Annotated in this window: 26 protein-coding genes; 23 read left to right on the top strand and 3 right to left on the bottom strand. The window is 51.0% G+C overall.

Annotated features, from left to right (window positions below):
• Positions 1-2: 2 nt before the first annotated feature.
• The 3 genes from ACZRN6_RS16710 to ACZRN6_RS16700 are packed head-to-tail and all read right to left on the bottom strand — an operon-like array spanning position 3 to position 2,875.
• On the bottom strand, positions 3-1,994 hold the full coding sequence (locus ACZRN6_RS16710; protein ID WP_169904144.1) for a methyl-accepting chemotaxis protein: 1,992 nt from the start codon (positions 1,992-1,994) through the stop codon (positions 3-5).
• Positions 1,995-2,016: 22 nt separating this feature from the next.
• Positions 2,017-2,502: a chemotaxis protein CheW gene (locus ACZRN6_RS16705; RefSeq protein ID WP_162886998.1), complete on the bottom strand. Its 486-nt coding sequence runs from the start codon at positions 2,500-2,502 to the stop codon at positions 2,017-2,019.
• Positions 2,495-2,875, bottom strand: coding sequence for a response regulator (locus tag ACZRN6_RS16700; RefSeq protein WP_011923273.1), 381 nt, complete (start codon positions 2,873-2,875; stop codon positions 2,495-2,497). Before ACZRN6_RS16700 ends, ACZRN6_RS16705 begins: the two co-directional genes overlap by 8 nt.
• Before the next feature lie 119 nt (positions 2,876-2,994).
• Between ACZRN6_RS16700 and ACZRN6_RS16695 the strand changes: the two genes are divergently transcribed.
• From ACZRN6_RS16695 to ACZRN6_RS16585, 23 genes are all read left to right on the top strand, one after another.
• Positions 2,995-3,672: a hypothetical protein gene (locus ACZRN6_RS16695; protein WP_011923274.1), complete on the top strand. Its 678-nt coding sequence runs from the start codon at positions 2,995-2,997 to the stop codon at positions 3,670-3,672.
• A 168-nt stretch (positions 3,673-3,840) separates the two neighbouring features.
• On the top strand, positions 3,841-4,701 hold the full coding sequence (locus tag ACZRN6_RS16690) for a ParB/RepB/Spo0J family partition protein (RefSeq protein WP_011923275.1): 861 nt from the start codon (positions 3,841-3,843) through the stop codon (positions 4,699-4,701).
• 68 nt (positions 4,702-4,769) lie between these two features.
• Positions 4,770-6,485 (top strand): hypothetical protein, encoded by a 1,716-nt coding sequence (locus ACZRN6_RS16685; protein WP_228758996.1) that lies wholly within the window; start codon positions 4,770-4,772, stop codon positions 6,483-6,485.
• A 146-nt stretch (positions 6,486-6,631) separates the two neighbouring features.
• Positions 6,632-7,483: a ParA family protein gene (locus ACZRN6_RS16680; protein ID WP_169904145.1), complete on the top strand. Its 852-nt coding sequence runs from the start codon at positions 6,632-6,634 to the stop codon at positions 7,481-7,483.
• The gene (locus tag ACZRN6_RS16675; RefSeq protein ID WP_169904146.1) at positions 7,483-8,694 is read left to right on the top strand and encodes a ParB/RepB/Spo0J family partition protein; all 1,212 of its coding nucleotides are present in this window, start codon (positions 7,483-7,485) and stop codon (positions 8,692-8,694) included. The genes ACZRN6_RS16680 and ACZRN6_RS16675 overlap by 1 nt, the downstream gene beginning before the upstream one ends.
• Before the next feature lie 1,096 nt (positions 8,695-9,790).
• Positions 9,791-11,047 (top strand): DUF7146 domain-containing protein, encoded by a 1,257-nt coding sequence (locus ACZRN6_RS16670; RefSeq protein ID WP_169904147.1) that lies wholly within the window; start codon positions 9,791-9,793, stop codon positions 11,045-11,047.
• A 435-nt stretch (positions 11,048-11,482) separates the two neighbouring features.
• Entirely contained in the window at positions 11,483-11,641 is a 159-nt protein-coding gene (locus ACZRN6_RS16665) for a hypothetical protein (RefSeq protein WP_155007399.1), read from the top strand.
• 73 nt (positions 11,642-11,714) lie between these two features.
• Positions 11,715-12,659, top strand: coding sequence for a PD-(D/E)XK nuclease family protein (locus ACZRN6_RS16660; protein ID WP_011922816.1), 945 nt, complete (start codon positions 11,715-11,717; stop codon positions 12,657-12,659).
• A gap of 60 nt (positions 12,660-12,719) precedes the next feature.
• Complete coding sequence (locus tag ACZRN6_RS16655) at positions 12,720-13,178, top strand: hypothetical protein (RefSeq protein ID WP_011922817.1); 459 nt, start codon at positions 12,720-12,722, stop codon at positions 13,176-13,178.
• 117 nt (positions 13,179-13,295) lie between these two features.
• Positions 13,296-13,550, top strand: a complete 255-nt coding sequence (locus tag ACZRN6_RS16650; RefSeq protein ID WP_078465865.1) for a hypothetical protein — start codon at positions 13,296-13,298, stop codon at positions 13,548-13,550.
• A 281-nt stretch (positions 13,551-13,831) separates the two neighbouring features.
• Positions 13,832-14,203 (top strand): hypothetical protein, encoded by a 372-nt coding sequence (locus ACZRN6_RS16645; protein WP_169904148.1) that lies wholly within the window; start codon positions 13,832-13,834, stop codon positions 14,201-14,203.
• A gap of 125 nt (positions 14,204-14,328) precedes the next feature.
• A complete protein-coding gene (locus tag ACZRN6_RS16640) occupies positions 14,329-14,760 on the top strand; it encodes a hypothetical protein (protein ID WP_011922819.1) in 432 nt (143 codons plus the stop codon).
• Between the two features lie 305 nt (positions 14,761-15,065).
• Positions 15,066-15,356: a hypothetical protein gene (locus tag ACZRN6_RS16635; protein WP_116826566.1), complete on the top strand. Its 291-nt coding sequence runs from the start codon at positions 15,066-15,068 to the stop codon at positions 15,354-15,356.
• 161 nt (positions 15,357-15,517) lie between these two features.
• The gene (locus ACZRN6_RS16630) at positions 15,518-16,687 is read left to right on the top strand and encodes an AAA family ATPase (protein ID WP_011922821.1); all 1,170 of its coding nucleotides are present in this window, start codon (positions 15,518-15,520) and stop codon (positions 16,685-16,687) included.
• A 15-nt stretch (positions 16,688-16,702) separates the two neighbouring features.
• Complete coding sequence (locus ACZRN6_RS16625; protein WP_169904149.1) at positions 16,703-17,521, top strand: hypothetical protein; 819 nt, start codon at positions 16,703-16,705, stop codon at positions 17,519-17,521.
• Between the two features lie 160 nt (positions 17,522-17,681).
• Positions 17,682-17,903: a hypothetical protein gene (locus tag ACZRN6_RS16620; RefSeq protein ID WP_007250479.1), complete on the top strand. Its 222-nt coding sequence runs from the start codon at positions 17,682-17,684 to the stop codon at positions 17,901-17,903.
• 160 nt (positions 17,904-18,063) lie between these two features.
• Positions 18,064-18,279, top strand: a complete 216-nt coding sequence (locus ACZRN6_RS16615) for a hypothetical protein (RefSeq protein ID WP_078465861.1) — start codon at positions 18,064-18,066, stop codon at positions 18,277-18,279.
• Between the two features lie 2 nt (positions 18,280-18,281).
• The gene (locus ACZRN6_RS16610; RefSeq protein ID WP_169904150.1) at positions 18,282-20,336 is read left to right on the top strand and encodes a hypothetical protein; all 2,055 of its coding nucleotides are present in this window, start codon (positions 18,282-18,284) and stop codon (positions 20,334-20,336) included.
• 101 nt (positions 20,337-20,437) lie between these two features.
• Positions 20,438-20,704, top strand: a complete 267-nt coding sequence (locus ACZRN6_RS16605; RefSeq protein WP_078465859.1) for a hypothetical protein — start codon at positions 20,438-20,440, stop codon at positions 20,702-20,704.
• Between the two features lie 561 nt (positions 20,705-21,265).
• On the top strand, positions 21,266-22,510 hold the full coding sequence (locus tag ACZRN6_RS16600; RefSeq protein ID WP_169904151.1) for a DUF3150 domain-containing protein: 1,245 nt from the start codon (positions 21,266-21,268) through the stop codon (positions 22,508-22,510).
• A gap of 73 nt (positions 22,511-22,583) precedes the next feature.
• A complete protein-coding gene (locus tag ACZRN6_RS16595; protein ID WP_169904152.1) occupies positions 22,584-23,504 on the top strand; it encodes a hypothetical protein in 921 nt (306 codons plus the stop codon).
• 95 nt (positions 23,505-23,599) lie between these two features.
• Entirely contained in the window at positions 23,600-24,214 is a 615-nt protein-coding gene (locus ACZRN6_RS16590) for a hypothetical protein (RefSeq protein ID WP_011922828.1), read from the top strand.
• A gap of 120 nt (positions 24,215-24,334) precedes the next feature.
• Complete coding sequence (locus tag ACZRN6_RS16585; protein WP_011922829.1) at positions 24,335-24,706, top strand: hypothetical protein; 372 nt, start codon at positions 24,335-24,337, stop codon at positions 24,704-24,706.
• Positions 24,707-24,875: the final 169 nt, after the last annotated feature.

Raw genomic sequence — 24,875 nt, 5'->3', positions numbered from 1 at the left:
CGTCAGTCCTTGGAGAATTGAGCGATCGTGCTCTGTAGGTCTTGAGCTTGTCGGTTAACGTTTTTGATTGCGACGGCTGTCTGCTCGCTAGCTGCGCTGTTATCAGCGCTGTACTGGTTTACGCTGTCTACAAGATCTCCCACGTCGCTCGACTTCGCCTTCAGCTCTTTTGTGTCTTCGGTTGCACGCTGTGCACCCAGAGTCAGGTTACCAGCCAGGTCCTTGATGTCTTTCAAAGCGTCTTGAGCAACATTCGACCTATCACGGAGCTTGTCTGTTTCACGCTGCGCACGATCCACCGCGGACTGGTTTTCGCGTGCGGCATCGTTCATTGTTTTCAGCTGGACATTAATTTGCACGACCGCATCTTTCGTCTCTTCACTAAGGCGGGACATTGCCTTTGCTGCGTTGGCAATGCGGATCGACTGCCCCTTATCCTGAAGCTCATCAGCCATAAGGTTTGCGTTGAAAGAGAGCATCGCGGCCCTGGAGGCTACCTCTGCAACAACCTGCGCAATTGTTTCCAGAACCTGGAAACTCTCGATCATGTGTTTCGAGCGGTGTTGGATTGATAGGGTCTGCTGTTGCAGCTCGAGGATGTTGTCATGAACCTGTGTTACCGACGATTCACCCGAAGCAACCTTCTGCACCATGTCGTCAGAGATCTGCTGAGTCTCTAACGTCATATCCTCAATCTGGTTGATGAACTGAGACAGATCGCCAAACAATTGGCTGATATGTTCAATTGCCTTGTCCTGCTCGCCACGATTCTGTGCAACGTTCTGCTCAGTTATCAGGGTTTGCTCAGTCGCTGCGGAAAGGCCAATGATTGTTTCTTTGACTTCGTCAAGAATTGTGGCGAAATTGCCAAATGTTTTGTTAAGGCCCTTGGCGATATCGCGCGTAGCTTCGTTGTCTTCAGTCAACCGTGTATTGAGCTTGCCCTGCCCTACCAACTCGATCTCATCAAGCAGCAATTTCAAATGCTTAGATCGTGTGCTTATCGAGACCTCTTGATGGCGGCCCTGAGTCTCAATGGACTCTGTACGACTGCTAGTGATCGATCGCATCATCAGCATTGAGATAATCGAAAGGAGCAACGTCAATCCGCCCAGGCCTGCGACGATAGTGATCCCCATTGGGCGACTGTCAGGCAGTGCTTCAACTGAACCGATGAGGCTGGCCGCGGACGAAGAAACTCGGTCACGGACATTCCAAATAGTTTTCGCATGCGGAATGTTTTCACTTACCCCTGATGCGTTATCAATGGTCTTTTGAACCAGGCGAACGACGGATTCAGCTTCTCGATAGCTTTTGACCAAGGGGGTCATAAAGTCTTGATCTTTTGGAAGCGACGGTCCGAGCCTGGCCAATGTAGTCACATACTGGCTGAATGCGCTCGCAGCCGCCCGCAACGTATCGCTGTTGATAGCGCCATCCGAGCTCAAAGCTTGCTGGCCTTCTTCCAGCGACGACACAGCCTTAGAAAGCTGTCCCTTGATTTGCGGCCCGGCCGATGATGCTTCAAGGCTCGCACGAGCCTCCTTCGCAGCTTTTAAAGCCTCGGCTGCGGTTCTCTGGGTGTCAGCCAGAGTCCTGCTGTATTGATCAGTAACTGTACGCTGGCTAACAATTTGGGAGATTGATGGTGAAATCTCTGCCCAGACCTTCTGAAGTGATTCCAGATTCGCCAGCACTACTGGTGGAGCTGGTTCGATACCTCGGACTGGATCACCGTTGCGCAGAGCAGCGAATGCTTTCTCTACAACATTTTCTAAATTAGCCATATCTGAGTTGTAGCTGCTATCTGTCGCTGCTCGCTCAGCAAGGTAAATGGCCTGCATAGCGCTTGTTTGTGCTTGGTAGCTGGCCTTCAGCAAGAAGCCTTGCTGGGTATTGTTTTTCAGGAATTGATACCCGGTATAACCGGCTGCGCCACCCGACAGGAGGACCATAATTGTTGCTAGTGAAACGATGGAAGAATTATTACTCATGCTGTCCAATCTCGGGTGGGGGTCAAGTGAGGTCAACGTTCTGCAGCTTGTCGTCTGCTATTAGCGCTGGGAGATCAATGAGGGCCCAGGTGCGGCCCCTTGCAGTTACAGCTTTCCGCATGCTCTTACCAAGCCCTGGGGGGATCATGAATTCACTCTGATCGCAATCCCGAAGCTCGCTCGCAAGTAAGAATTCGCAAATCTCATCTACGACAAGTGCCACGTTACCGACGCCCTCACCGCCCTTAACAAACAGGGCCGCTCCTGCTTCATTACCTAGGGCGGGGTCTCGATATATGTTCAAAAAGCGTGAAATATTTACGAAGGGAAGGAGTTGTCTGCCCAATCTCCCAGCGCCCATCAACCACGGCTTGGTGCCCGGAATTTGATTGAGCAACTTCGGCACCTGATCTACAGCAATGATCGAAGTAGACGGGCTAAGGCAGTAAGTTTCACCTATCCGGTAACCGGCAAAGTGCATCCCCCCTTTCTGCTTGAGGCTATTCAAGGAGTTCATCCATCTCAGTTAGAGCTTGTTCAAGCTTCGCCCGTGTGAAGGGTTTAGTCAGGTACAGATCGGCTCCGCTTATGAGACCAGATTGCTGGTCGAAAACGCTGCTTGCACCTGAAAGCATTGCGATTGGCTTGTCACCCCAATCCTTCCAACCGCGTAGTAGCTCGATGAGCCTAAGCCCGTCGAGCTGGGGCATTTCACGGTCTATGAAACATGCGTCGGGGTTTGTTTCTCGGATCACGGCCAGGGCCTTATACCCATCCTCAGCGACGTGAACCTCGTACCCGAGTTTTTCAAGCAGCGTGATACCTAGCTTCCGCATACCGCCGGCATCATCGACGATGCAGACAGATCTGATTTTGGGCATATTGAATCCTCTTCTATGCCCTAATAGTGAGGTTCAGGTGCTCCATATCTGGGGTATCAGCGAATCTGAGGTGGTTTTTTTTTGGCAGTCGTTATGTTGCTTGGGTTTAGGAGAACCCAGTGCCGTCAAAAACAAACCATCGATCTGCATTTGCCTCTGACCCGAAGTTTCTTGAGCGTCTTGCAAAGCAGGGGTTAACCCCAAACACACAAACAGCTGCCACCCCTCGCTCAGAGATAAACGCCCAACCCTCTGGCCGGACAGGTGAAAGCAAGGCAACCACCCGCATGCGCAAGGTGCGTGATGCCAATATGGACGGACGGAATGATCGGTTTGAATTCGACACGTTGACTAAGTCTTTGTGTGCCTTTTTCCCAGGTGCCCTACTTCTAGGACTCAATGTGATGTTGCGAGTGCATGATGCGAAGAGCACCTCTCTCAAAGCTACCTGGGTTAAACGAATTGAAGCGATGAAGCTTGAAGGCATGCCAGTTTTCAAAGAGTGGCTTGCTCGCGCTGAGTACCCAGTCATTGTGGAAGAGATTTATATAACCCCAGAAGTTAGGCTTTTGGACCACGAATCAGTGGCAGCAGCTTGCAAGCCTATCCTCGATGCATTCGTCGTGAATGGCTTTTTGCCGGACGACAACGGTCACTTTATAGCCCATCCCCTCGCCTTCACTGAAAGGGGCCAGAATCCTGGTCTCCTCATCCGGTTTAAGCCTACTCCTAAGCCGTGGGGCTTGATCGATGACGACACTATGCTCCGAGCTAGGACTTCAATGCTCGGGAACTGAACGATCTGTGGAAACCCAATCCTCGACGACATGGTTTTTGAGGACGAGATCTACACAGTCTCGGCCTTAGCTGAGTTGTCGTTTATTGTATTTTTGGCTTGACCTTGCATTAATTCTCATGTCGGGTATACCTGTGTATCCGTTACACGACGAACAGAGTGGATACACGTGTATCAATTAGATCCGAAAAAGCTGTCCTGTCTGGGTATCCAGGATGTACCTACAACCCTCATGAACATTGAGGTCGAGCGGCTTCACCCTGGGGTTTGGCAGAAGCGAAAGCTATTCAGTGAAGAGTCCTTGGATGACCTGGCGGACTCGATGAAGACAACGGGAACGAACGTTGTCCCCATGATTGTATGTTTCCGGCCAGATGGTGACTTCAGCATCATTGCAGGCGAGCGTAGATGGCGTTCAGGCCAACGGCTGGGGTTTCGAACCCTGAAATGCGAGGTTGGTGCCTATAGCTATGAGCAGGCTGCATACATTTCGGCTGTTGAGAATCTTCAGCGTACGGACCTAAACCCCATCGAGGAAGCTACCTCATACAATGACCTTTGCACGGAACTGAATCTTTCACATGGCGATCTGGCTACTCAGCTAGGAAAGAGCCGAAGCCACATCTCTAACTATGTTCGCTTGCTGGATTTGGACATTCGAGTACGCGACTCGCTAATCAGCTCCCGGCTTTCCTACGGTCATGCTCGGCCTCTTTGTTCATTGAAAAACAAAGCTGATCAACGAAACATTGCGGAAAAGGCTGTTCGGTTTGAATGGAGCGTTCAAAAGATTCAGCAGGCAGTGAACGCTCTCACTCAGCGTAAGCCCTCCCCCGTTAAGCTGTCTGATACGGATCCTGATCTCAAGCGTCTTGAGCGGGACATTTCAGAGGTCACTGGGCTAGATTGCGTTGTTAAACGCACTCCTGGCGGCAGCTGGCAGTTGGGGTTTCTCGCACCCGAAAGTGAATCGTTTACCGGCCTTCTAGACCGATTGGGTGTCCGCTTCGATTCTGATTTGGAAAACTGAACCGCGACATCATGTTTTTGGGACACCTGCCCTCCACTATTAGATAAATACATATGGATTCCCCGCAGATGCTTTCCCACCTCGAACTCATAGATTGTTTTAGTCCTGAGCGCGATGCTGGGCAGGAGATCCTCAGCGGTACAGCTCCAGGACCATTCCGCATGCGAAATCTTTTCAAACTGACCCTGTTGGCCGCGGCGCTGACGCTTTCGGGATGCGGTTCTCACGCGTCCAAGCCGTCAGAGTTATCGACCCTTGAACCGCAGAGCCAGTATGACGATCGCATTCAAGATGCTTTGGGCGCCCAAAAGTACACAGAAGCACAGATCCTTTATCAGCGCAGGTTCAACGATTACCAAACGCAGATCGACGATCTGGAAAAGAAACGGCGTGACTTGGACGCAAGGCTCAACGCCAGGGCTTACGAAAGTGGCCTAGCCGACGCACCCGTTTCTGATACTGAAGCGGGGCGAATACAAGAGTACCAGGAGGCCTCAAGAGCCTCTCAGTCACGTGTTGCTGAAGCTACCTCTCGCATGGCTATCGAGCAGTCATTGATCGAGAACAGGCGAGATAAGGAGCTCTTAGAAGCGGACAGCAAAGCCGCTAAGCTGATTGCCGATATAGAGATCAACGCTGCTAAGGATCTCTCAAAGGTTGAGGATCGTATCAATCAAGACATTGAGGGAAGGCGCAGTATTGATAGCGCTGAACGCCTTGCTGAGTCAAAGCGGTTTGATGATCAACGATTTACCCTTGCATTAGCTAACGCTGAGGCTGAAAGGCTTGCTAAGGAGCGCCGTGATCAAGAGTCGGCCGCGTTAGATAGAGCACGAGCCGAAGCTTCCATGCATGTGAGCGCTGAAGAAGCAAAAATTGCAGAGCTTCAACGACAAATTGGTGTAATCGAAGCCAACCTGGTCAAGGTCAAAGGCCAAGATCAGCTTGCAATCCGAACTCAGGAATCGAAGTTGAGCTTCGCCCAGGGTGAAGTCGATAGGCTCGCTAAGATCAGTAGCGAACTCAAAACGTCGGCATCATCAGCTCAAGCTGGTCTTACCCCAGCAGGCTCTGACTATGTGCAGGCGAAAAATACCGAGTTCAGTCGTGCTCGCGCAGAGGCGGATGTCCGGAAGACTCAGTTGATTGCTGAAGTGAAGTCGCAATCCGCTCGGGATAAAAACGAAATCACAGCCAGAGCAAGGACAGAGCTAGCTTCGCTTTCAGCAAACACTGAAATGGCTAAAGCGGATGTGATTGCACCGGTTGTAACCGGAAGGGCCGTCTACAACGGGACAATGAAACCCAAGGCAGCCCCCAAAATCCCAACTGAAACACAAGCCTCGCCTCAAAAGCCTGCTACTCCTGTGGCGAAGGGAGCTCCAGTTCTCACCATTAGTAGGTTCGAACCAAAAGTAGATGCAACGCCCAAAGTTGTCACGAACGATGAGATCGGTGGCGTCGTGCTAGCAGGAGGTCCACGAGTTTCTACGCCGGCCGCACAGGCTTCTGTAGCCCCTTTGATGGTATCGCCCAAAACACGCACGATCTACGACGTTTACTATGTGTACAAGGACGAGGGGAGCTGGACTAAATTTCAGCAGTTTTTGAAGGCATATGGGATCACTGATTTCGAGCCCACCAGGAATAACAAGGCAGGTGAGTTTTTCATCTATTGCGGTCGTTACTACGACAAGGATGAAGCAGCGACTCGAGTTGCGTACTTAAACAAAACGACCGCCTCATCCAATGTGAAGGTGCGCGAAACGCAGGTTCCTCGATAGAAAAAGATTCCGCATGCAGAATCTTTTTATTTGGTCTAAATTCCGCATTGCGTGAGAATTCAAAAATTATTTGCGCATGCGGGCTTTTATCCTTGAAAATGCCCGCGATGCGGTTACATTGATCTGCATCTGCAAAGGAGCCAGTCATGTCACCGAAGAAACGCACCCAAGATCCTGCGAAGGTCATTGTCATCGAGAATCAGAAGGGCGGCGTTGGCAAAACCACCATCGCTTACCATCTCAGCTGCTACCTGGCTGAGCAGGGGTACAAAACCTTGGCTATCGATCTAGACGGCCAAGGAAACCTCTCAAGCCGGTTCCTCGATCGATCCAAGCGAGTAGGTGGCTGCCGCTCCGTTCATCTTTTCAACGACACTACGCCTGATCTCAAGCCTCTGGACACACCAGACGGCGTCGATTTGATCTATTCGATTGATCGCGATGTCGAGCTCTTCAACGTTGAGCGTATGGATTTCGACAAAGCCCTGATAAATTTCAACGAAAATCTTGACCCTATGCTGGATGCGTATGACTACATCGTCATGGATACGCCTCCAGCCCACGGCAACAAGATGTCTGCTGCAAGCATCACCAGCAATTACATCTTTGTTCCTGTTGAAATGGCTGCCTTCGCCGTAACAGGGGTCGAAAGTGTTCTTGAAACTCTGGCTGAGATTCAGCGCTATGTATCGGACCGGCTACAAGTGACCGGCGTCATTTGTAACCGGCTCCGTCCGGTTAACTCCCACACGGAAGCGTTGGCCGAGCTTAATGCTGCGGGCGTGAACATCCTGACAGCTCGTTTGGGGACAAACGGCGCAGTGGATGATGCGTTACGGGATGGAGTGCCTGTGTGGAAGAACAAAAGAACAGGTGCTCAACGAGAGACAGCCAAGAGCATGGTTTCTCTCATGCAGGAAATCTGCGGTTATGTGGGTGCCAAGATCCAACCGCCACTAGCTAAGGCTGTAGCGAAGAAATCAGGAGTTACAAAGTAATGGCCCGCGATCTTACCCGTCTTAAAGGCCTTTCCAGCGTTAATGCGCTGACAGAGGGAGCTCAGCAGGGAACTGTTCTCGAGCTGGACCCAAGTCAAATTCGCGTAGAAAAACAGGTCCGTAAAAAGTTTCGTAACATCGAAGAGTTGGCGCGATCGATGAAGGAGGAGCAGCAATCTCCGATCATCGTTTCACCTCTAGACAAAAACACTAACACTTATCTGCTTCAGAAAGGCGAGCGGCGGCTGCGTGCCGCGATGCTCATCGGAGAAGGTTTTAAAATCAAAGCTATCGTCGACCCGACGATTCGAACAAAGTCTAAATCCACAGCTAGCCAGTTGGCTGAGAATATTCAGCGTGAACCGCTTACCCCGATCGAAGTCGCAATCGCGCTGGTTGATTTACGCGAACAGATGAAGGAAGAGGGCAAGAAAGGCACCGGCCGTGAACTCGCAGATTATTGCAACAAGCCCGAATCGTGGGTTTCTAAACACCTGGCACTTGCTGACCTACCTGATGAGCTTGCCGCTCTCATTGATGATGAGATCACGTCTGATTCGGAATTGATTCAATCATTAGCCAAAATTTGTGAGCTTAAACCAGATCTATATTTACAACTGATCGATCAAGCACGGTCTGAAGGCGGCTTAAGCCGCTCTGAGGCCCGCGATCACTTAAAGGCAGCTAAAGGGGCGCCTGCGCCTAAACAACCATCCGAGCCCCCTCATGTAACATCTCAGATGAACCCACTAACAAAAGATCAAAGTGGGACTGAAGTTGAAGCCGGCGGGGTAGGGCAGGGTGGTATCGAAACATCCGATCCGCAAGCGCAACAGAGCGGCGAAGATAACCTTGCAAAAGAACAAAACGGCGGAGGAAGCCTCCCAAAGACTCCGCCACCAGCAACTACACCGTCAGAACCTGGAGCCGGCCACACTGAACTGAACCCTACACCACCAACGGCTAGGCAGCAGGCGAAGAAGCTCGGGAAAAGCGAAGTCCGTGAGATTCCAGCTGATCAGATGGTTATGCAGGTTCGGGTATGCACTGACAAGAAGCACTTCACCGGCGAGCTGCTTCTGAATGTGGTTTGCGGAAACCCTAACAAAGGCATGGTTTCGTATCTCGATGGAAGCAAGCAGCAAAAAGGTCTGTTTGACCTTGATCAGATCGAAATAATTACTATTGCTCAGCTAGCGTCGGGCGACTAAAAGATTTCGCATGCGAAAACATTTAAAGGGCTGCGGCCCTTTTTTTGTGCCTGATTTGGGACATGCCGTCCTTGATTCTCAATCTGCGCAAAAGTAGCCTGAAGGTGTTTTTAGTGATCTCCTGTGCTTCGAGTATTTCTCAAGCGCTGATCACGGCCTGCTCCGACCTACGTTATTTCGTTGGTTTGTTTAGGTGGTCTGTCTGAGGTGCTACTTCTCCTCCGGCCTGACTAATCGTTTTTGCTTTGGCTTTTGCTTTTGCTTTTTTGCACTTGCTTCAGCTTCACAGCTTGCCTTTGACTTCTGGTCTCTCGGCTTCGCTGATCTGCTCTTTAAAAAGTCATTGTCTTCGGTTTTTCTCAGGATTGCTTCCTGCGACTTGTCGTTTGGTGTTTACACATCCATCCGTCACCTCGCTCATTGCCCATCTGTGCTTTCACTTGCATGTGGTCGGTCTGCTTGGATTTTGACGTTTGTGTGTGTGTCCTTTCGCACTCACCATTCATCACTATCTTGTCGCAGTTCGCCGTCCCGATCTTAAAAACTATGACATCTCTGATGCAGTATCAAATCTCCTCAGAGAGATGTGTTTCGACTACCTTATCGTTTGTCGATACTGAAAACCTCAGGACTATGCCACCGTGTTCGCCGCTGCTCTTTGCTGATTATCAGCTCTTGATGCGCAGTTCATAGTTGTGTATTTCGCCCGCACCACACTTCGTGATGTAGGTTTAGAGCGTTTTCTTTGCATCTATGACTTTGTCTGGGTACCCCTCGTACAGCTTTTCTCAAGGCTGTAGGAGCGGTACCCAGGCGAAAGCAATCCCAACAGGCCCTGGCGTTCGCGTCAGGGCTTTTTGCGTTTCTGGTACATCGTGTCCTTGAATACGAGTTCCGACAGCTTTAGCGTCATAGGTGATCTTTTTGCCAGTTTTTCGCATGCGCATTTCGCATCGAACTCTGTCGAAGGTTCCTCGTACAGCTATTTGCTGCGCTAGGGCTCTTTAAAAATCCGTATTCACGTAACACACACCCTCAAGGGCACGCCTAATGCCCCTAGGGACATGGCTGCCTCATTTTTCAAGGAGATACAGCCATGTCAGATAGTCAAAAACGTCTTCCTTTGAAGGACGAGGTTGCCGATATTGTTAAGCACGCTGGTGGTTGGTTAAACGTCATCGAACGTGTAGCCCCTATCCTCGCGCCCGCAATTCGACATCATGGTCACGGCGTAGATTGTCCTTTCCCAGAGCGTCATCGGGAAGGCGGCGGTCGTGACTCCTTCAGGTTTTCCGAAAAGGCGGACCATGAAGGCCGGGCCATTTGCTCCTGCAACCAGGACGGATGGAGTCAGTTTGATCTGCTTATTCAAGCAGGTGTTGGCAGTAATTTTGTCGATGTCTGTAAAGAGATTAAGCGGGCGTTTGGTGGCGGTAGTGAGGCGTATAAGGCTAAAGAAGCTCCGGCTCCTAAGCGTCAGCGTCCTCGTTCAACTGCTGAAGACAATGCAATTAAGGCGGCTTCGATGAAACAGATTGTCAAGGATCTGCTTCCGCTTGGTCATCCTGATGCTGCAGTCGGACGGTTGTACTTCCGTCGCCGCGGAATCCCACTCAACAAAGCCATTGGCGATGTTAAATTCCATCCAGCTCTTCCGTACTACCGCACTCGTGTGGAGAACAAAGTCCGGATCAAGGAACTGGTAGGAAGGTTCCCGGCGATCGTGTCTGCATTTCGTAATGGGCAGGGTAGGGTGATGAACCTTCATCGCATCTTCCTCACTCAGGACGGATTCAAGCTTGATCACCCCCTGGTTTCGAAGCCTAAGAAGGTTTGCTCAGGTTTGGACAACTGGTCGAAGACACCCGTTGCTATTGCCACCGTCCCAGAGTGCAGAACCTTGCACATATGTGAAGGTGTCGAAAAAGGATGGGCGCTTCATCTGGTTACGGGTGAAAGCGTACGGGCTGCTAATAGCTGCACGTCTTTGCCTGGTCTCTACGTCAACCGTGATGAGTTTGACGACGTTGTGCTTTGGGCCGATCACGACCCTTACAACGAAGTTAGCGAAAAGCATGGTGCAGGTCAGACCTACATGTACAAGCTCTTCATCGAGCTGATGCGTGCAGGCTTTCGCGTATGTCTCATGATCCCCGATACGAACCCCACCAAGGAAGCGAAAGGTCCTGACTGGGAGGACATCGCGGTCAATGAGAAGGTGCTGGAGATGCCCCTGACTGAGCGTTTTGACTACCTGCGTACCCGTGCTCTCGAAGGCGGTGTGTTTACACCTACAGGCCACGTTAAGAAGATCTCGAAAGAGACCTTTTTGGCTGAGGCTAAAGTGGCGTGACTACAAAACAACCCTCTGGCCAGCTATTGCTGCCAGAGGGTTTTTTTATGCTGTCATTTTGGCTTGACGGCCGATCAGAGGTGAGTCAGCATTAACCCGTCCTACTAGCCCTCCTCGAGAGCTAACCTGATCTACGTCGTAGCATTTCTATGAGGTTTTTCAGGGTGTGATTCAAGTCATGCTAATTCTTGGCTTGTTGAGCACAGACATTGCTGGAACCATTTTGGACCCGTCTTTTGACGTTTCCATATTCGAGGTACTAGGCATTTCCTGCTGCGTTCGCGCTTCAGTAGATTTGTCCCAGGATTTTGTATCTCTGCCATCTCAGCGCTTTCTTGCTCTGATAATGGCTCCTCCGGCTTCATGCCAACTCCCCTGCACGGGTAATCTCTATGAGCTTATTCCTGGTGCAGTCAGGGATATAGGAGGTTCTTCATGTCGAACGAAGTTGAACTCGTGAGTGTCCCTCCAATTTGGAGGACACCTTCAGGCGATTCATTTGAGCAAGCGAAAGCACGCTTTTTGTCGCACGAACACGAAGGTAACTTTGATTTGAAGGATGAAAAGGAAGAGTCTGACGATTCTCCTTTTTAACTAAATATTATTTCCCTCAAGGGCACTCACACTGCCCTTGGGTTAGTCGTGTGCGCCGTTAATAGGTGAGAGCATGACTGCATATCTTAATCCGACATATATTTTCAACCCTGTCTCTGATGACTTTGTTGTTGATATGTCACCTACGCAGATTTTGAAATCTCAGGTCTGCCAACGTTCACTTGGCTATTACCGAGCTCGTATAAAACCAATGGCTACACCTTTGAATCTTGTGTTTGGTTCTGCCTTGCACTGGGTAATAGAAGGTTATATCAAAGGTTATATCGACCGCGATCAAATGGGAAAGCACTTCTCAGATGAGTTTTTCCGTTTGTCTATGTCAGGCTTAATCAGCATGGCAAAGTCAAAGACGCGCGAGGTTAACGAAGCAATCGGCAAGCGTCTAGCAGATCAGTTCCCATCGTTTTTCGAGAATCTGGGTCTTCGACCTTTGATCATTGAGGGAGCTTTTCGGCTAAGGATTTCACACAATACCTACATCAACCTGGTCATCGACTTTGTTGGTGTTGCGGAAAGGGACATCATTTTCAATGGTGTTCTTATCGCATCTAAAGGGGATACAGTCATTCTTGACTGGAAAACGGCAGCTACTAAGGAAGGCGCTTTATTTGCAGGCATCGCTTTGCAACTGACGTTTTACTGGGAAGCTGTACGTTTAGCGTGTGAGTCTCTTGGGATTAAGGAACCGACAGCGTGTGGTTTTGCCTCAGGGCTAAAGCCGAGTATGTCAAAACCTGATTCCGAGTCTCTTGTAAAAGCCATGTGGCAGCCAGTGCAATGGACCAAGCGTACACGTAGTGATGTTGAAGAAGCATTCGACTACGCTCGTGTAGTTGCTGGCCGTATTAGACGTGGTGAGTTTCATCGAACGTCTGGTGCTGCTTACAACTCTCCCTGTGATAGTCAAACTCGTTGTGATTTCGCTGGGCTGTGTCTGGAAGGTTCAAAGCGTGGCTACAGAATACCAGGTGGGCTAACAATTGCTGATCTGGTCTAAATCATCCTACCTAGTGGGGCACAACTGCCCCCAGGGTAATGCTGCCCTTCGGAGTGACAAATGAAAGAGTCAGTTCGTATGGAGCGGTATGCTCAACGTGCCGTCGATAAGCGCCGTAAAGAGGAAGACTCTAACCGCAAGATTGGTCAGTTTGTCTTGATCAAATATCTTGCGCAAGGTGATCATCTTTGTGAGGCACTGAAAAAGATGAGCCAAATGGAGCGGCAAATGTACATATCCCAACACACCGAACTGATCGAAAGTTCAGACGGTGCGGAAGGGATCAACGTGGTTTGGTGTCCCAATTCACAGGTTTTGACCCATAGACTCCTATCATCCGAACTTCGGAAGGAGTTCGAAGGACAGCATTACCTTAGTTCTTGGGTTCGTAAGGTAGGTCCTCATCAGTATGAAGCGCTACGCACTACATTGCGTGACAGACTGGAGAGACGAGTTGCCGTGCGTCAGCATCAAAAGAATCAACTTGCTATAGACTTCATTGAAGCTAATGTCGGTTAAATAGTTTTCCATCAGACGATGGGCTAAATCCAGCCCTCGGGCCGGAAGTAAATACTTCCGGCGGGACGCCCCGGGAGTGTTATCAACTAACGCGCGACGGCGTCACTGGAGGTACTGATGTCATACATCAAAAACCTGATGCTGGCAATTGTGTCAGCTATCATGGGTACTGTCTCTGCCTCCTTGTTTGAAGGGTGGACTGTTAAGGAACAGAAGATTGTTTTTCTGATTTCGGTACTGATGGTCGCAGTAATGCTGACCAAGTCTTCAACTTCCTCAAAGGAGAAGAGCAGAAAAATGAAATTGCAGCAGCGGAGAGCGCGTAAGCGTAAGTCCCTACGCGGCAAGAAAAGAAAAGGTCATGGCCCTTAAGTGTAATGGTGAGATGAAAACTTTCATTAACTCACTTAAGGAACTGACCATGTCTTCCACAGCAATCATAGCGGTATTGATCATGGCTTTTTTAGTATGGTTACGTTGCGATCACTGCGAAGCAAACGGAAAGCGTTTTATTCCGTTCAGACACACCCCTCGTAACTGAGGGAGCTGCAAGGATTCACCGCCCAGGGGCCCTAACAATCCCCTTTGGGTTGTTAGGTTTTGGGAGGGCGCAGCACTCTATAAAAACAAAATCTAATAATAATGGTGAATATATGTTTTATCAAAACTGCAAAAATCAACAAACTCGTTTATCAGGATTTCAGAAAGGGCTCGCTCCTATGAAAGCACTGATTAAAATCTATCATCAGTACCGCTTGGTCCTGGTCTTCGTGCTTCTTGCATCGACGATCACTTCTGAGCCACCTATGAGGCACTGGTTAGTTGTACCTACATTCGTGTCGGTATGGCTGGCTAAGGTTTTCAAATGGGGGGTGACTGGTTTTACGCTCTATATCCTCTTTTTCAACGGTATCCATCTACCTTGGTGGCTTTCAGTCGCTAGCGTGATGACCGGTGAAATTCTCTCGATAGCTGTCGCAGCTGCAGAGATGGAAATGAAGCACTACGGGTATCTAAACAGCTAACGCTGTCTGGTCGTGAAAACGTCCGGCACAGCTTTGCTGTTGCCGGGCGTCGGCAATTCCACGCCCGGTCTGCAGACGGGCGTTTTTTTTAATCTCCCGTCTGCAGCGGGTAGGAGAGTTTTGCAATGAACAACATGAATTTTCGCGGTGACCTCGTATGGTTTATCGCCCTCGCTAACGATCTAGTCACTCCTTGGGAGGCTGGCCGCCAGGCTGCTAACCTCAAAGAGGGCTTCACCAGCAACCCTTTTGAGACAAACACTTTCAACCATGCTGAATGGGCGAAAGGTTTTGCTCATGGAGTGTCGCATGACGCTCCGGCGGTGTCGCAATCCATCAATGCTTCAGTTGTAGTTTCACTACCTCTGATGGAAGTGCAGCACCTACCTGATAGGGCCTTCTGGGCCGAAGCTAACCGATTATCTGTCGGTGGAATGTCTGAGTTCGCACTTGCTGCGCGCTTGGGTGTTTCTCGGGATCAGTTAAGCGCTGGAATGATCCTTCATCACTTCTGGGATGAGGATGCGATTCCTTTGGGAATTCGCGAAGCGGGGTAACCCTTGCATTAGGGCTGGATAAAGCATCCGGCCTTGCCGGATGTTTTAAACATTCGACCGTGTGTGCTTTCGCATGCATTTAGTAGGTAAGGGTAATAAATATGTGGCTGATTAAAGTATGGGATGGGAATTCGAATTGTGAGTATCACCGAAAGGGATCTTACGATGAAGTGACCACTCAGCTTCGTCATTTACCACCAAGTTATATCTGGTCTGCTCAACCAGTCTGAGTAAATCTCAGACGGTTAGCTCGTTGGCATTTCGCCTGGATTTTGAATCCCGGCGACTGCCGGCGAGGAACCAAAATGTCTATATCTGCCGAATGGGTACCAGGTTTTACTGGTATCGCTACCGAAACGTTGCTGAACGTTCGTCGCGCTTCCACGGGCTGCAGGATCTCGAAAGTTGAGTTCCAGCAGTACCTTGAAGAGGTTGCTATGTACACCGGCACGCAGCTGAGCATGAACGGCAACGTTCTTACGCTGAAGCTGAAATGGATGGGTCAACTTCACTCCTTCGATCTCACTGAGATTGAAGGTGGCGACTACTCATGCCCGGTCCAATTGGGTGTGGGTACACATCTCATTCTTCTGTAATTCGGACGCCCTATCCGGGCGTCCTTTCTCCTAGTGATCTGGATCAAACCTCCAGCTCACGCTGGGTGTTTGCTCGAGTTCACTACTCGATTCGCACCCGGCTCCGGCCCCGGGTGTTACTTAAAGATTCCCCGTGGTCCGGCGGGTGAGAGGCTTTTAAAATGACTAACGTAACTAACGCTGTAACCAACACCGTAGCTGCTCGCACTGTTGCTGATATCGAAGCGATGCACCGTGAATCCCTGGCTTCGCAGCCGGTTAAAATGGTCATGGCTCACGAGCTTTTTGGCTTCTCTGAGGAACTCAAGGGAGTAGGGCAACTGCCTGTCTTCGTTGGGGACCATCCTCTAGTGCCGAAGGGTAACGATGATCATGTCTTCAACAAGAGCCTGGTTCGCCGGATCCTGTTGAGCATGAAGGGTGGCGATACCAGCTTTATGCTGGTAGGTGACAAAGGGACAGGTAAATCCTCCTTGGTTACACAGATGCACAATCGCCTGAACAAGCCGATGATCGCTATCACTGGCAGCAATGGCATCGACGACACTCACTTGCTTGGTTGCAAAACCATCAAGGGTGGTGACGTTGAAGAGTTCGATGGTGTTTTGAGCTATGCGTATCGCACTGGCTTGACATGCCTCATCGACGAGATCTGCACACTGCGTCCCGGTGTTATGGTTGGTGTCAACGACATCCTTCAAGGTGACGGGGTAATCAACCTGAAACACCACGGTATTGATCCTACGCTCAACCCACGTGATCTTTTGAACGTGGACGGCGGGATGACTATCGTTAAACACCCAATGTTCCGGTTGTTCGCGACCGATAACACTGGTGGTAAGCAGCAGAGCGATGCCCGGTTCGCCGGTGTCAACGCTCAGAACGCTGCTGTTCGTAGTCGCATGACCAGCTTCAAGGTGGGCTTCATGACACCTGAAGAGGAAATGAAAGCCCTCAAAGGTGCTGCAGATGCCTACGCTGCCAAGCGTGAACTGACCCCAATGGATGACATGTTCATCCATCAACTCGTAGAGTTCGCTTTCCGTTTTCGTAAAGCGTTCGCCATGGAAGAAGCCTGCGACAATATCTCGTTCCGCGAGATTCAGCGTTGGGCTTACAAGTGGATGATGTACGGCGATACTGATGAGTCCTTCGTGGATTCTATCTACACCAATCTTGAAGAAACCGACCGAGTGCTGGCTATTGAGTTGTTCAAGTCAACATTCAGCCGCGACCTGATTTTGCCGGAAGAGCATGCTTATTCGGTTACGTCGATCGCGGACGATTTCATCACCAAAAGTGTAGCTGCCTCAAAAGCAGCAGCCGCCTAACCAAAGGAGTTCGCCATGTTTTACGTTGTGAACCCCAATGGAAGTTTCCTGGCCGGCTTCCTGCCGGCTGGGACGCGCGAAAGCATCATGTTCGAGGGTCAAATGGTTCAAGGCGAACCTAAGATCACTAAGCGTTTGGAGGGAGCTGCAAGCAGCTCTCACGATGCATGGGAATTTATGTGCGAGATGGTTTCTGAGGCGAGAGCTGACGGTTATCTCGACACTGCATTCACTGCCAGCAAATTGCAGGTGCCAGCAGATCTTCACCATGAGGAATTCCCTCTGGTGTTGAGAGGCTTTTACGCACGTGTGAAGACTATGGCCAAAGATCAGTTCGCAGCCGGGCTTGCCAGGTTGCGGGCAGTTCATGAGGTCTTGTCACATGCTGATGTCCAGCTACAGAGCTATGACGATGACAAATTTGTTGAGATGCGCCTTGGGGCTCAAATCATCAGGTTTGGATTTGTGCCTGAACGGTTATGGGAAATCATGACCACGAAGGCGAAGGAGCTTTGCGAGAACCGCGGAATGCTGGATGACAATTACCTTCTCCCTGATGGGCGTGGGTTGTTGCATCTGCGCACTCGCGAAACCTTTCTTGATGTGTACGTCCGAGCATTTCTGCAAGGGGCCATCAAGGCGGGCGCGGTGATCGAGCTTACATCTGATCAGAACTGGCGCTTTCTCGAATCGAATCCGTTCATTGCCGCTGATGTGAAACATCTTCAGTGGTATCAGGATCACCCTGAAGTTCTCAGCAGTGTTCTCAAGCTAGACCAAACGATCCCTGTACAGGCGACGAAAGTCTTCAGTGCAGTAGATTTTTATTGTTGAAAATGCGGTCCTCAATGGACCGCACCTCTTTAGTGAGTTGGACCAAAATCCCAGCTCACGCCGGGTTTTTGTTCGAGTTCACTGAGCTCACACGACCCGGCACCGTGCCCGGGTTGAAACCAAATTTGTTCCTGTGCACGGCAGGTAAGAGGCTCCAAATATGAAAGCATTGATGAAAGCAATCACTCGCGTTGACGCTGCTCTGGATTTGTTCTGGATTGGCATCGTTCTGCGTACTTATCACGAAGCGCAGGCCGCACGTTTTAGCCGTTTGGCTGAGCGTCTGGCCCTTGCAGCAGTTGAGCACCCGCGGATTGACTACGTGAGCCACCAGGCTCTCCGTCACAAGCTGGAAGCTGATTTGCTGCAGGGTAAGGTTTAACAGTTTTACGGGCTGCCCTAACGGGCGGCCTCTTGCTCTGAGAGTTGAAATCCAGCTCTGGCTGGGTGTTTGTCGAGTTCTTCGAACTCAACGTCACCCGGCTCCGGCCCCGGGTGTAGATCTTTTATGCCCCGAGGTCCGGCGGGTGCGAGGCAACACCATGAAACTGTTCAAAACCGTAGCGCAGGCTGTTTCCAAATTCGTGATGATCCGTTACCACCGCCGCATGGCTCTGGCATACCGGAAGCTGGCTTCTCATCACGCCGATCTTGTCATTCACACGCAACACCGCGTTCCCACAGCTTCTATCGCGAAGCTGCGTGGCAACGCAGTGCTGCACGATCAGAAAGCTAAAGCAATCCGAATCGGAGAATGACCATGTCTGCAATGATGAACTTCAGCAAAAATGCAATCACTCAAGGCTGGATCTCGTTCTTTCGGGTCTTGGCTTCAAACTCGGGGATCGAGTTCGTCTTTGGTAAGGATGAGCAACCCCGTACGGACGGTCGACGTGTCTACCTTCCAAGCCTGCCTATGAACCTGACTAAAGATGATCTTGACCTTACGAAAGCCTTTGGCTTCCACGAGGTTGGGCACATCCAATTCTCTGATGTGGTTTTCTTCCAGGCATTTGCTGCGAAGCATGGCGATTTCGCCCGCTTCCTGCTCAATGCATTGGACGACGTCTACATGGAGTACAAACAAGCACAAGCGACCCGAGAAGCCGAAATCTATTTCCGGCGTAAGGCGAGCATCCTGTTTGAACGCAAGCGATTCCGTGACGGCAGCAATTCTGTTGCTGAAGCGGTTGCCTGCTATTCCCTTTGCTACTTACGTACCGATCGGTGGAGTGAGTATCGTGACCCGTTCGCGGTAATCGAGGCTAACTTCAATAAGCACTTCGGTGCTCATGCTGATCACGTTCGTGGCAATCTCAATGAAATTCTGATCAACGAATTCCCAAATGTGCAATCAACTCAAGATGCTGGCAGCTTGACGCTGCGGATCATTGCGATGCTGAAAGCGCTTGGTGAAGATGAAGAGAAGAAGGATGAGGGTCAACCTGAGGAGTCGAAGGGAGGTGAGCAATCATCACCTGCTGACGATTCAGGTTCGAATGGGGAGCCCAAACAGGACGGTGGCACTGAAGGTACCACTGGCGATTTGGAACCTGAGGATCCATCTGAACCAAGCAAAGACGGCGGCCAGGACCCAAAACAGTCTCAGGACAGTGATGGTGCTGACAGCGGGAAAGGCAATGGTGATGAGCAGTCCCCAGGTAACGGCGCTACTGGGCCTGATGGCCAAACTGGTGCACAGGCTGGTACAACTGATGGTAATGCGGGTCAAACCGGCGGTTCAGAGGCGGCTGATGGTCGCTCCCTGAAATCAATCGTTGACGAGATTCTCAATACCACTGGCCTCGGCGACAAAGAAGTATTTGACGACGGTGACGCCGTCAAGTCTGTCTCCAAGTCTGTACAAAGCGGTACCAACCCTGACTACAAAGGCCAATCGCTGGCTCCTGATTGCGTCATTGACGGCAAACTGGATCAAGCACCAGGTAAAGCAGGTAAGGGCTTCGGTGGAGGCGCTGGCAACAAGGAGAAGGTCGACGGGATGACGGTATGCCCCGAAGACATTTCTGAGGCCCGCGATATGGAAAAGCGTTTGGGGCGTAGGTCTCAAGTGCTAGCTAGTAAGCTGAAAGGCTTACTGATGCAACAGCAGGAAGCAGAGTCGTTTACGACTACTCGCGGTCAGCTGGGGCAAAACCATCTCTACCGTGTAGGCCTGGGCGATGTTCGCGTTTTCACTCAAAGTGAGGAAGCTCAACGTCCTACTACCGCAATCTCAATTGTTGTCGACCTATCCAGCTCTACTCAGGATAAAGCCGATAAAGATTTCGCCAAAGGTGAGAAGGACCAGTTTGAGGCCGCTGAGGCTCCAAGCACTCTTCGTTCGATCCTTGAATCCGTGATGCTCCTTGAGAAGGTCTTCGACCAGATCGGTTGCCCTCGCGAGATTCTTGGGTTCGCACCTAAAGGCGGCGAGCTGATTTCTATGGCTCGCTGCTTCGGCGATTCCTCTAAAACTGCAATCAACCGCATTGGCGGACTCAGGAAAGTGGCGGGCGGCGGTCACACCCCTATTGGAGAGGCTGTATTCCATGCAGGGCGTCGACTGGTGTGCCACGAAGCCAACCGTAAGGTGATGTTTGTCCTCACGGATGGTGCCCCTGGCAACGTTGCCAAGGCTGTTGAAATGACCCGCTTCTGCGAAAGCAGTGGTGTTCGTGTGGTGTATCTGGTCATTGGTGAAAAGGTCCGTACAGACTGGCTCACTGAGGCTCGTATCCCATATGCAGTAGCAGCTTCGAGTGTTGAGGTAACACCTGTTCTACTGGCTGAAGCCAGAAAACTGTTGATGTAACAATCACTGTACCCACCTGGGTATTCCGAGGTCTTGCCTCAGAACGCCCGGGTAGCCCTGGGCGTTTTTCATAAATGCCCCAACTAGGGTGCGAGGAAGTTATGTCCGGTCTAATCAACTACGACTACGTCGAAGTAGCAATTTCGGCGTTCAATGATCACGTTTTAGAGCCCGGTGAAATCTCTCTGGAAACAGTAGAGGGTCACGGCTACTCAGCTGGTTTCCATGGTTATCCATGGGGTGCACCGGACGTGATTAAAACCACTCCTGTTCTGCTGAAAGGCTGGAATGCTGGGTGGAAAGCCGCTTGTGAGCGCGATCAAAAGGAAGAAGCAGCTAAGCGTCTCGCTGAGAAATCCGCGAAGTGAAGCTGAAGGCTCTCTAGAGCCTTATCTCAACCAGGACGGCCTTCGGGCAGACCTAGCTGGGTGATTTTCGAGACATCGATCTCGATTCCACCTGGCCCCGTGACCAGGTGTTTGAAAACCAAATACCCCGACACGGCGGGAGTGAGATCCATCATGGACCTAGTAGATACCGCTGTAAGCGCATTAACGAACATAGCTCCTAACGGTGGCGCGCCTGATGAAAAGGCCGCTATCTGTGCAGCGTGCAATGCTGGATTCAATGCCCCTCCGGGAGCACTGACCCCACCAGAGTTCGAGCGATTCCCTCTCCTCACCGAGTGGTTCTCGATCGGACTTAACGCACAGGCTCGCTTTAGTCATACCGTTAAACCTGACGAATTCGGCTTCGGCCAATAAGTCAGGGAGGCCCGATATCGGGCCTCTTCTCCTCCTAGTGAGCTGGATCAAACATCCGGCTTACGCCGGGTGTTTGCTCGAGTTTATTGCTCGATACACACCCGGCTCCGGCCCCGGGTGTTAATTAAATTTGCCCCGTGGTCCGGCGGGTGCGAGAGAAATACCATGACTATTGCAAACGTAAACAGCTCTGTTCAGATCGTTGCTCAAACTGCTGAAACTGAGGTTGCTGTTCTAAATCATCAAATCAAGTGCATTTCTGAAGATCGTCAGATCGACATGAAAGACATTGACGTTGTGGTTGGAGAGCTGCCGAAGGAGGCACGTAAACTGCTCTGTGAGAAAATCTTCCCTAAGGACTTTCTGCGTCCATACCACCGCATTCGCGAACAAGCGGAAGAGGTGCTGGACAAGCTCGGCTCCATCAAAACTGATCTCGGCGGTATTAACACCATCGCTTCGGCAGTTGAGAAGGCAGAAGAACTTGATGCATTGGAAGTTAAATGGGATGAGCTGTTGGCAACTGATGAGGCGCGCTACACCGACATGTGCCAAAAGCACTTGCTCGAATTGGGTGCCAAAGCAATTAAAGGTGGCGCAGATCAACTCACTGTCTCGAAACTGATGGCAGCACTGGTCAAGCGTCAACCAACGTGGGAGGAAGTAGCTAAGAACCTCACCTTTGCGTACAGCGTTCACATTATCCAGCTGGACGATGCGAACTTTAATACCAAGCTTTACAAGGCCCAGCGCGACAGCGTTGTGGCTCTTCGTGAAGGGGTGATGGGTGCCTGCGTTCAGCATGTTTGTGCTGAAGCGTATGCAATTTGGAAGCTTGTAGACAGTAAGGATCGGACCACTAGCACTGGCGAGATCAAATTGAACCCTCGCACGATTCGTCGTGCTAAAGCGATGACTGAAAAGCTGGTTCCGCTGGCCTTCATTCATCCGCTGATCAAGCCGCTCCACGACGCCCTTTCGGCTGAGTTGGAAAAGCTGCCTGAGTCTGGGTTCATGAGTGCTCCTGAGTTCACCAACTTTGAACAGTGCCTGCTTGCATTACGTGACCAACGGAAAGTCGTTGATCACCTGACCAAAGGCTTGCCATTGATCTCTGTTGTGAGTACAGCGCAGCAAACCTTGTTGGGTGCCTCGGCTCCCCAGGGCAACACTGCAAGCGCACCTGTCCAGGGCGATGTAGCTCAACAGCAAAATGTAGCGACCGCCCCCGCGGTTGCCTCGACAACAACTGAAGTCACTTCTGTGGCTGCTCCTGTTGAAGAAGCTGCGGCTCCAGCCGTAGCTGCACAAGCTGCTGATGTGAAGCTAGAGCAGGCGGTCCCGGCCGTTGAATCAAGCGTATCTGCCCAGCAAACCGCTAACCCCGGTTCGCTCGCTTTCTACTTCTAAATTTCGAAACTTCCCACCCCTGACGGGCCACCACACCCGTTAGGGGAGTGGTGCGCCCAATTTGGAGCGCGCTATGCAAACTGATCTGTTCGGCGAAGTAATTCGCACACCATCCGTTAGAAAACAGTCCGACCGAAAAGCTACCGCCACCCGGCTGGTTTTTGATCGTAAGGCTCTGTGGTCGACCTCTGGATATCTGCCCGGTGCTGTTCAGGTTGATAAGGAAAACGTGGCTGAGGTTATGGCCACATCTGATACTCGATCTGACAACGCAACGATTGAGCGATTGGAAAAGGCTCTAGGGCTCGAACCTCTCGTGAAGAATGGGCAGTGGTTAAACGACACGTTCGGGTTTCAATACCGGCGCGTTGGTAAGCCATTCAAAGGCGCCAAACGTTATGGGGAGAAGGGCAGCCTTTTCCGGGATCTGAATAAGCAGCTTGTGCTGACCTCCGCGAGGTCTGCAATCGAACCGCTGTTCCATGACCCTTGCTCCTGGTTGGTCATCAACTCAATTATCGTCCTAGACGTTCGGTTGAGAATGATGGACGCCGATGAGGACCACCAATATTGCCTCAAAGCTTTCCTTCAAGTTCTTGCCCAACACGACTTCATCGACAACACCCGCACGGGGGACACCATCCGGTCTCTTACCAAGCGGGATCAGATGCGTGAAATGCGTGCCAAGCAACGTGCTGCAAAGGGTCTACCTCCGATCGAAGCTGTATCTAAACCCGTCAAGGTTGCCGAGCCACTTGTGGTTCCTGCTTCCGTGACAGTTGAGGTCAGTTGCGTGCCGGCGGTGGATGACGTGCAAGAGCCTGCACAGGTCGAAGACGAATTCGTACCTGAGCCTGAGCTCAATGCAGATCTCGCTGAGTTTGACGACGAAGCAGATGAAGTCATTGCGAGTAAGGGCGGGAGAAGAAAACCAGTATCTAAAGCTCTTATGGATGCTTTCGAGTCTGACGACTTCTCTTACGATTTTGACTAACTGATGTTCGAGGGGCGCTGCCGGCGTCCTCTCCATAATTCATTAGCCACCAAACGGTGTGCGAGCTGAGGTCCGGCCCTCAGTAGGAGAAAATCATGAAAGCAAATATCAAAGCTAAGCTGGTCCCAATGTTCGACGTAGCTGTGCTCAAGGCAGCAAAATTCCTCTGGTTGGTCATGAAGGTCTTTGACCCACGTCCACTTCAGACGCACTTTGCTGCTCGTAAGCCGGTTCAAAACATTGAGGTCACGCATTGCTTCTCACTACGCGGTGCTGATGCTGAGTTAAGTATTGCTCGGCTCTCAAACATGCACATTGGTAGTAGCACTGGGAAAGGGCGTACTGGATTGGTCAGCCGTAAAGGTCTGATCAAGATCTACAACGCTGAGAACGGTAAGTTCTTGATGATCCGAGCCCAGGGCGTACCGACCATAGCTGGTGAAAAGCAGCTGACCAAAGACTCTATTGCGTTGAACTATGACGCGAAAAAGGCTTTGGGTATTCCTAAAAACCAGGAGACCGAACTCAAGCTGTTTGTTGGCCCCGCCAACCTCGGTGACCAGGAGTTTTATCATATGTATCAAGACGTTGATGCTTCTAGCCGTACGGCTCGGGCACTCGGTTGGTACTTAGCTATCGGGGGCGTTGTGTACGGCATTTTTCAGATGGCCTTGAGCTTTCTTGAAGCTGCCGTGGCTGCGCTGTTCTAACTGATTGGTGACCCGCTTCTTCCGACTGACGGAAGGGGCGGGCGTCACCTCCAAGCATCTTCCTCTGGAGGTTGATTGGAGGTGGCGCCCGCCCCAGAAATCAGACGATGAGGTGTCACGATGTACGATCACGTTAGCGACAATTCCCCCCAGTTTGTTACAGACTTAGGCTTTTCGTTCGAGGGCCATTTTCGCTACGGCGCAGAGTGCATTCTTGCTCGGCCTGAGGCACCCAAGCTTTACTTCCAAGACTCCCTGCCGCTTGAATTCGTTCGCGATACCATGGAGAAATGGAATATTGAGCTGCACGGGTACCATCCAGGAACTGGGTACTATGCCTTCAGTCAAGAAGACGAGATGGCCAACCCTGGGTACCACGTACTGGTACTCTTTGCGGACATCAGTTTCTGTAACTCATTTATGGGCAACGTCGAGAACGAGACCCTACCGCCGATACTTGGCGGTTCGATGCTCCAGTATTCAAGCAAGTGAGCCTACTTCCTCGCTTGCTTCTGCTGGCGCAACCTCATCCGGCGTGCGTGTACCTGGACACGCACCGAGGGCCGAGCAGTCGGCCCTTACGCCTCCTGTACTTTCCCTACCCCATTTTGACTAGCGATCTTAGGACCTCACCGGCAGCATAGGTGACCGCCCATACTGA

This window comes from Pseudomonas sp. A125 (assembly GCF_055409485.1).
This window is presented reverse-complemented; position numbering and strand designations above follow the sequence as displayed.

What these genes read in the sequence shown, in the direction of transcription:
- ACZRN6_RS16700 (WP_011923273.1), bottom strand. Translation starts at nt 2,875, where the DNA reads ATGCCCAAAATCAGATCTGTCTGCATCGTCGATGATGCCGGCGGTATG.
- ACZRN6_RS16655 (WP_011922817.1), top strand. Translation starts at nt 12,720, where the DNA reads ATGAAAGAGTCAGTTCGTATGGAGCGGTATGCTCAACGTGCCGTCGAT.
- ACZRN6_RS16600 (WP_169904151.1), top strand. Translation starts at nt 21,266, where the DNA reads ATGACTATTGCAAACGTAAACAGCTCTGTTCAGATCGTTGCTCAAACT.
- ACZRN6_RS16625 (WP_169904149.1), top strand. Translation starts at nt 16,703, where the DNA reads ATGTTTTACGTTGTGAACCCCAATGGAAGTTTCCTGGCCGGCTTCCTG.
- ACZRN6_RS16620 (WP_007250479.1), top strand. Translation starts at nt 17,682, where the DNA reads ATGAAAGCATTGATGAAAGCAATCACTCGCGTTGACGCTGCTCTGGAT.
- ACZRN6_RS16585 (WP_011922829.1), top strand. Translation starts at nt 24,335, where the DNA reads ATGTACGATCACGTTAGCGACAATTCCCCCCAGTTTGTTACAGACTTA.
- ACZRN6_RS16630 (WP_011922821.1), top strand. Translation starts at nt 15,518, where the DNA reads ATGACTAACGTAACTAACGCTGTAACCAACACCGTAGCTGCTCGCACT.
- ACZRN6_RS16605 (WP_078465859.1), top strand. Translation starts at nt 20,438, where the DNA reads ATGTCCGGTCTAATCAACTACGACTACGTCGAAGTAGCAATTTCGGCG.
- ACZRN6_RS16590 (WP_011922828.1), top strand. Translation starts at nt 23,600, where the DNA reads ATGAAAGCAAATATCAAAGCTAAGCTGGTCCCAATGTTCGACGTAGCT.
- ACZRN6_RS16595 (WP_169904152.1), top strand. Translation starts at nt 22,584, where the DNA reads ATGCAAACTGATCTGTTCGGCGAAGTAATTCGCACACCATCCGTTAGA.
- ACZRN6_RS16680 (WP_169904145.1), top strand. Translation starts at nt 6,632, where the DNA reads ATGTCACCGAAGAAACGCACCCAAGATCCTGCGAAGGTCATTGTCATC.
- ACZRN6_RS16665 (WP_155007399.1), top strand. Translation starts at nt 11,483, where the DNA reads ATGTCGAACGAAGTTGAACTCGTGAGTGTCCCTCCAATTTGGAGGACA.
- ACZRN6_RS16670 (WP_169904147.1), top strand. Translation starts at nt 9,791, where the DNA reads ATGTCAGATAGTCAAAAACGTCTTCCTTTGAAGGACGAGGTTGCCGAT.
- ACZRN6_RS16675 (WP_169904146.1), top strand. Translation starts at nt 7,483, where the DNA reads ATGGCCCGCGATCTTACCCGTCTTAAAGGCCTTTCCAGCGTTAATGCG.
- ACZRN6_RS16650 (WP_078465865.1), top strand. Translation starts at nt 13,296, where the DNA reads ATGTCATACATCAAAAACCTGATGCTGGCAATTGTGTCAGCTATCATG.
- ACZRN6_RS16610 (WP_169904150.1), top strand. Translation starts at nt 18,282, where the DNA reads ATGTCTGCAATGATGAACTTCAGCAAAAATGCAATCACTCAAGGCTGG.
- ACZRN6_RS16615 (WP_078465861.1), top strand. Translation starts at nt 18,064, where the DNA reads ATGAAACTGTTCAAAACCGTAGCGCAGGCTGTTTCCAAATTCGTGATG.
- ACZRN6_RS16710 (WP_169904144.1), bottom strand. Translation starts at nt 1,994, where the DNA reads ATGAGTAATAATTCTTCCATCGTTTCACTAGCAACAATTATGGTCCTC.
- ACZRN6_RS16640 (WP_011922819.1), top strand. Translation starts at nt 14,329, where the DNA reads ATGAACAACATGAATTTTCGCGGTGACCTCGTATGGTTTATCGCCCTC.
- ACZRN6_RS16635 (WP_116826566.1), top strand. Translation starts at nt 15,066, where the DNA reads ATGTCTATATCTGCCGAATGGGTACCAGGTTTTACTGGTATCGCTACC.
- ACZRN6_RS16645 (WP_169904148.1), top strand. Translation starts at nt 13,832, where the DNA reads ATGTTTTATCAAAACTGCAAAAATCAACAAACTCGTTTATCAGGATTT.
- ACZRN6_RS16685 (WP_228758996.1), top strand. Translation starts at nt 4,770, where the DNA reads ATGCTTTCCCACCTCGAACTCATAGATTGTTTTAGTCCTGAGCGCGAT.
- ACZRN6_RS16660 (WP_011922816.1), top strand. Translation starts at nt 11,715, where the DNA reads ATGACTGCATATCTTAATCCGACATATATTTTCAACCCTGTCTCTGAT.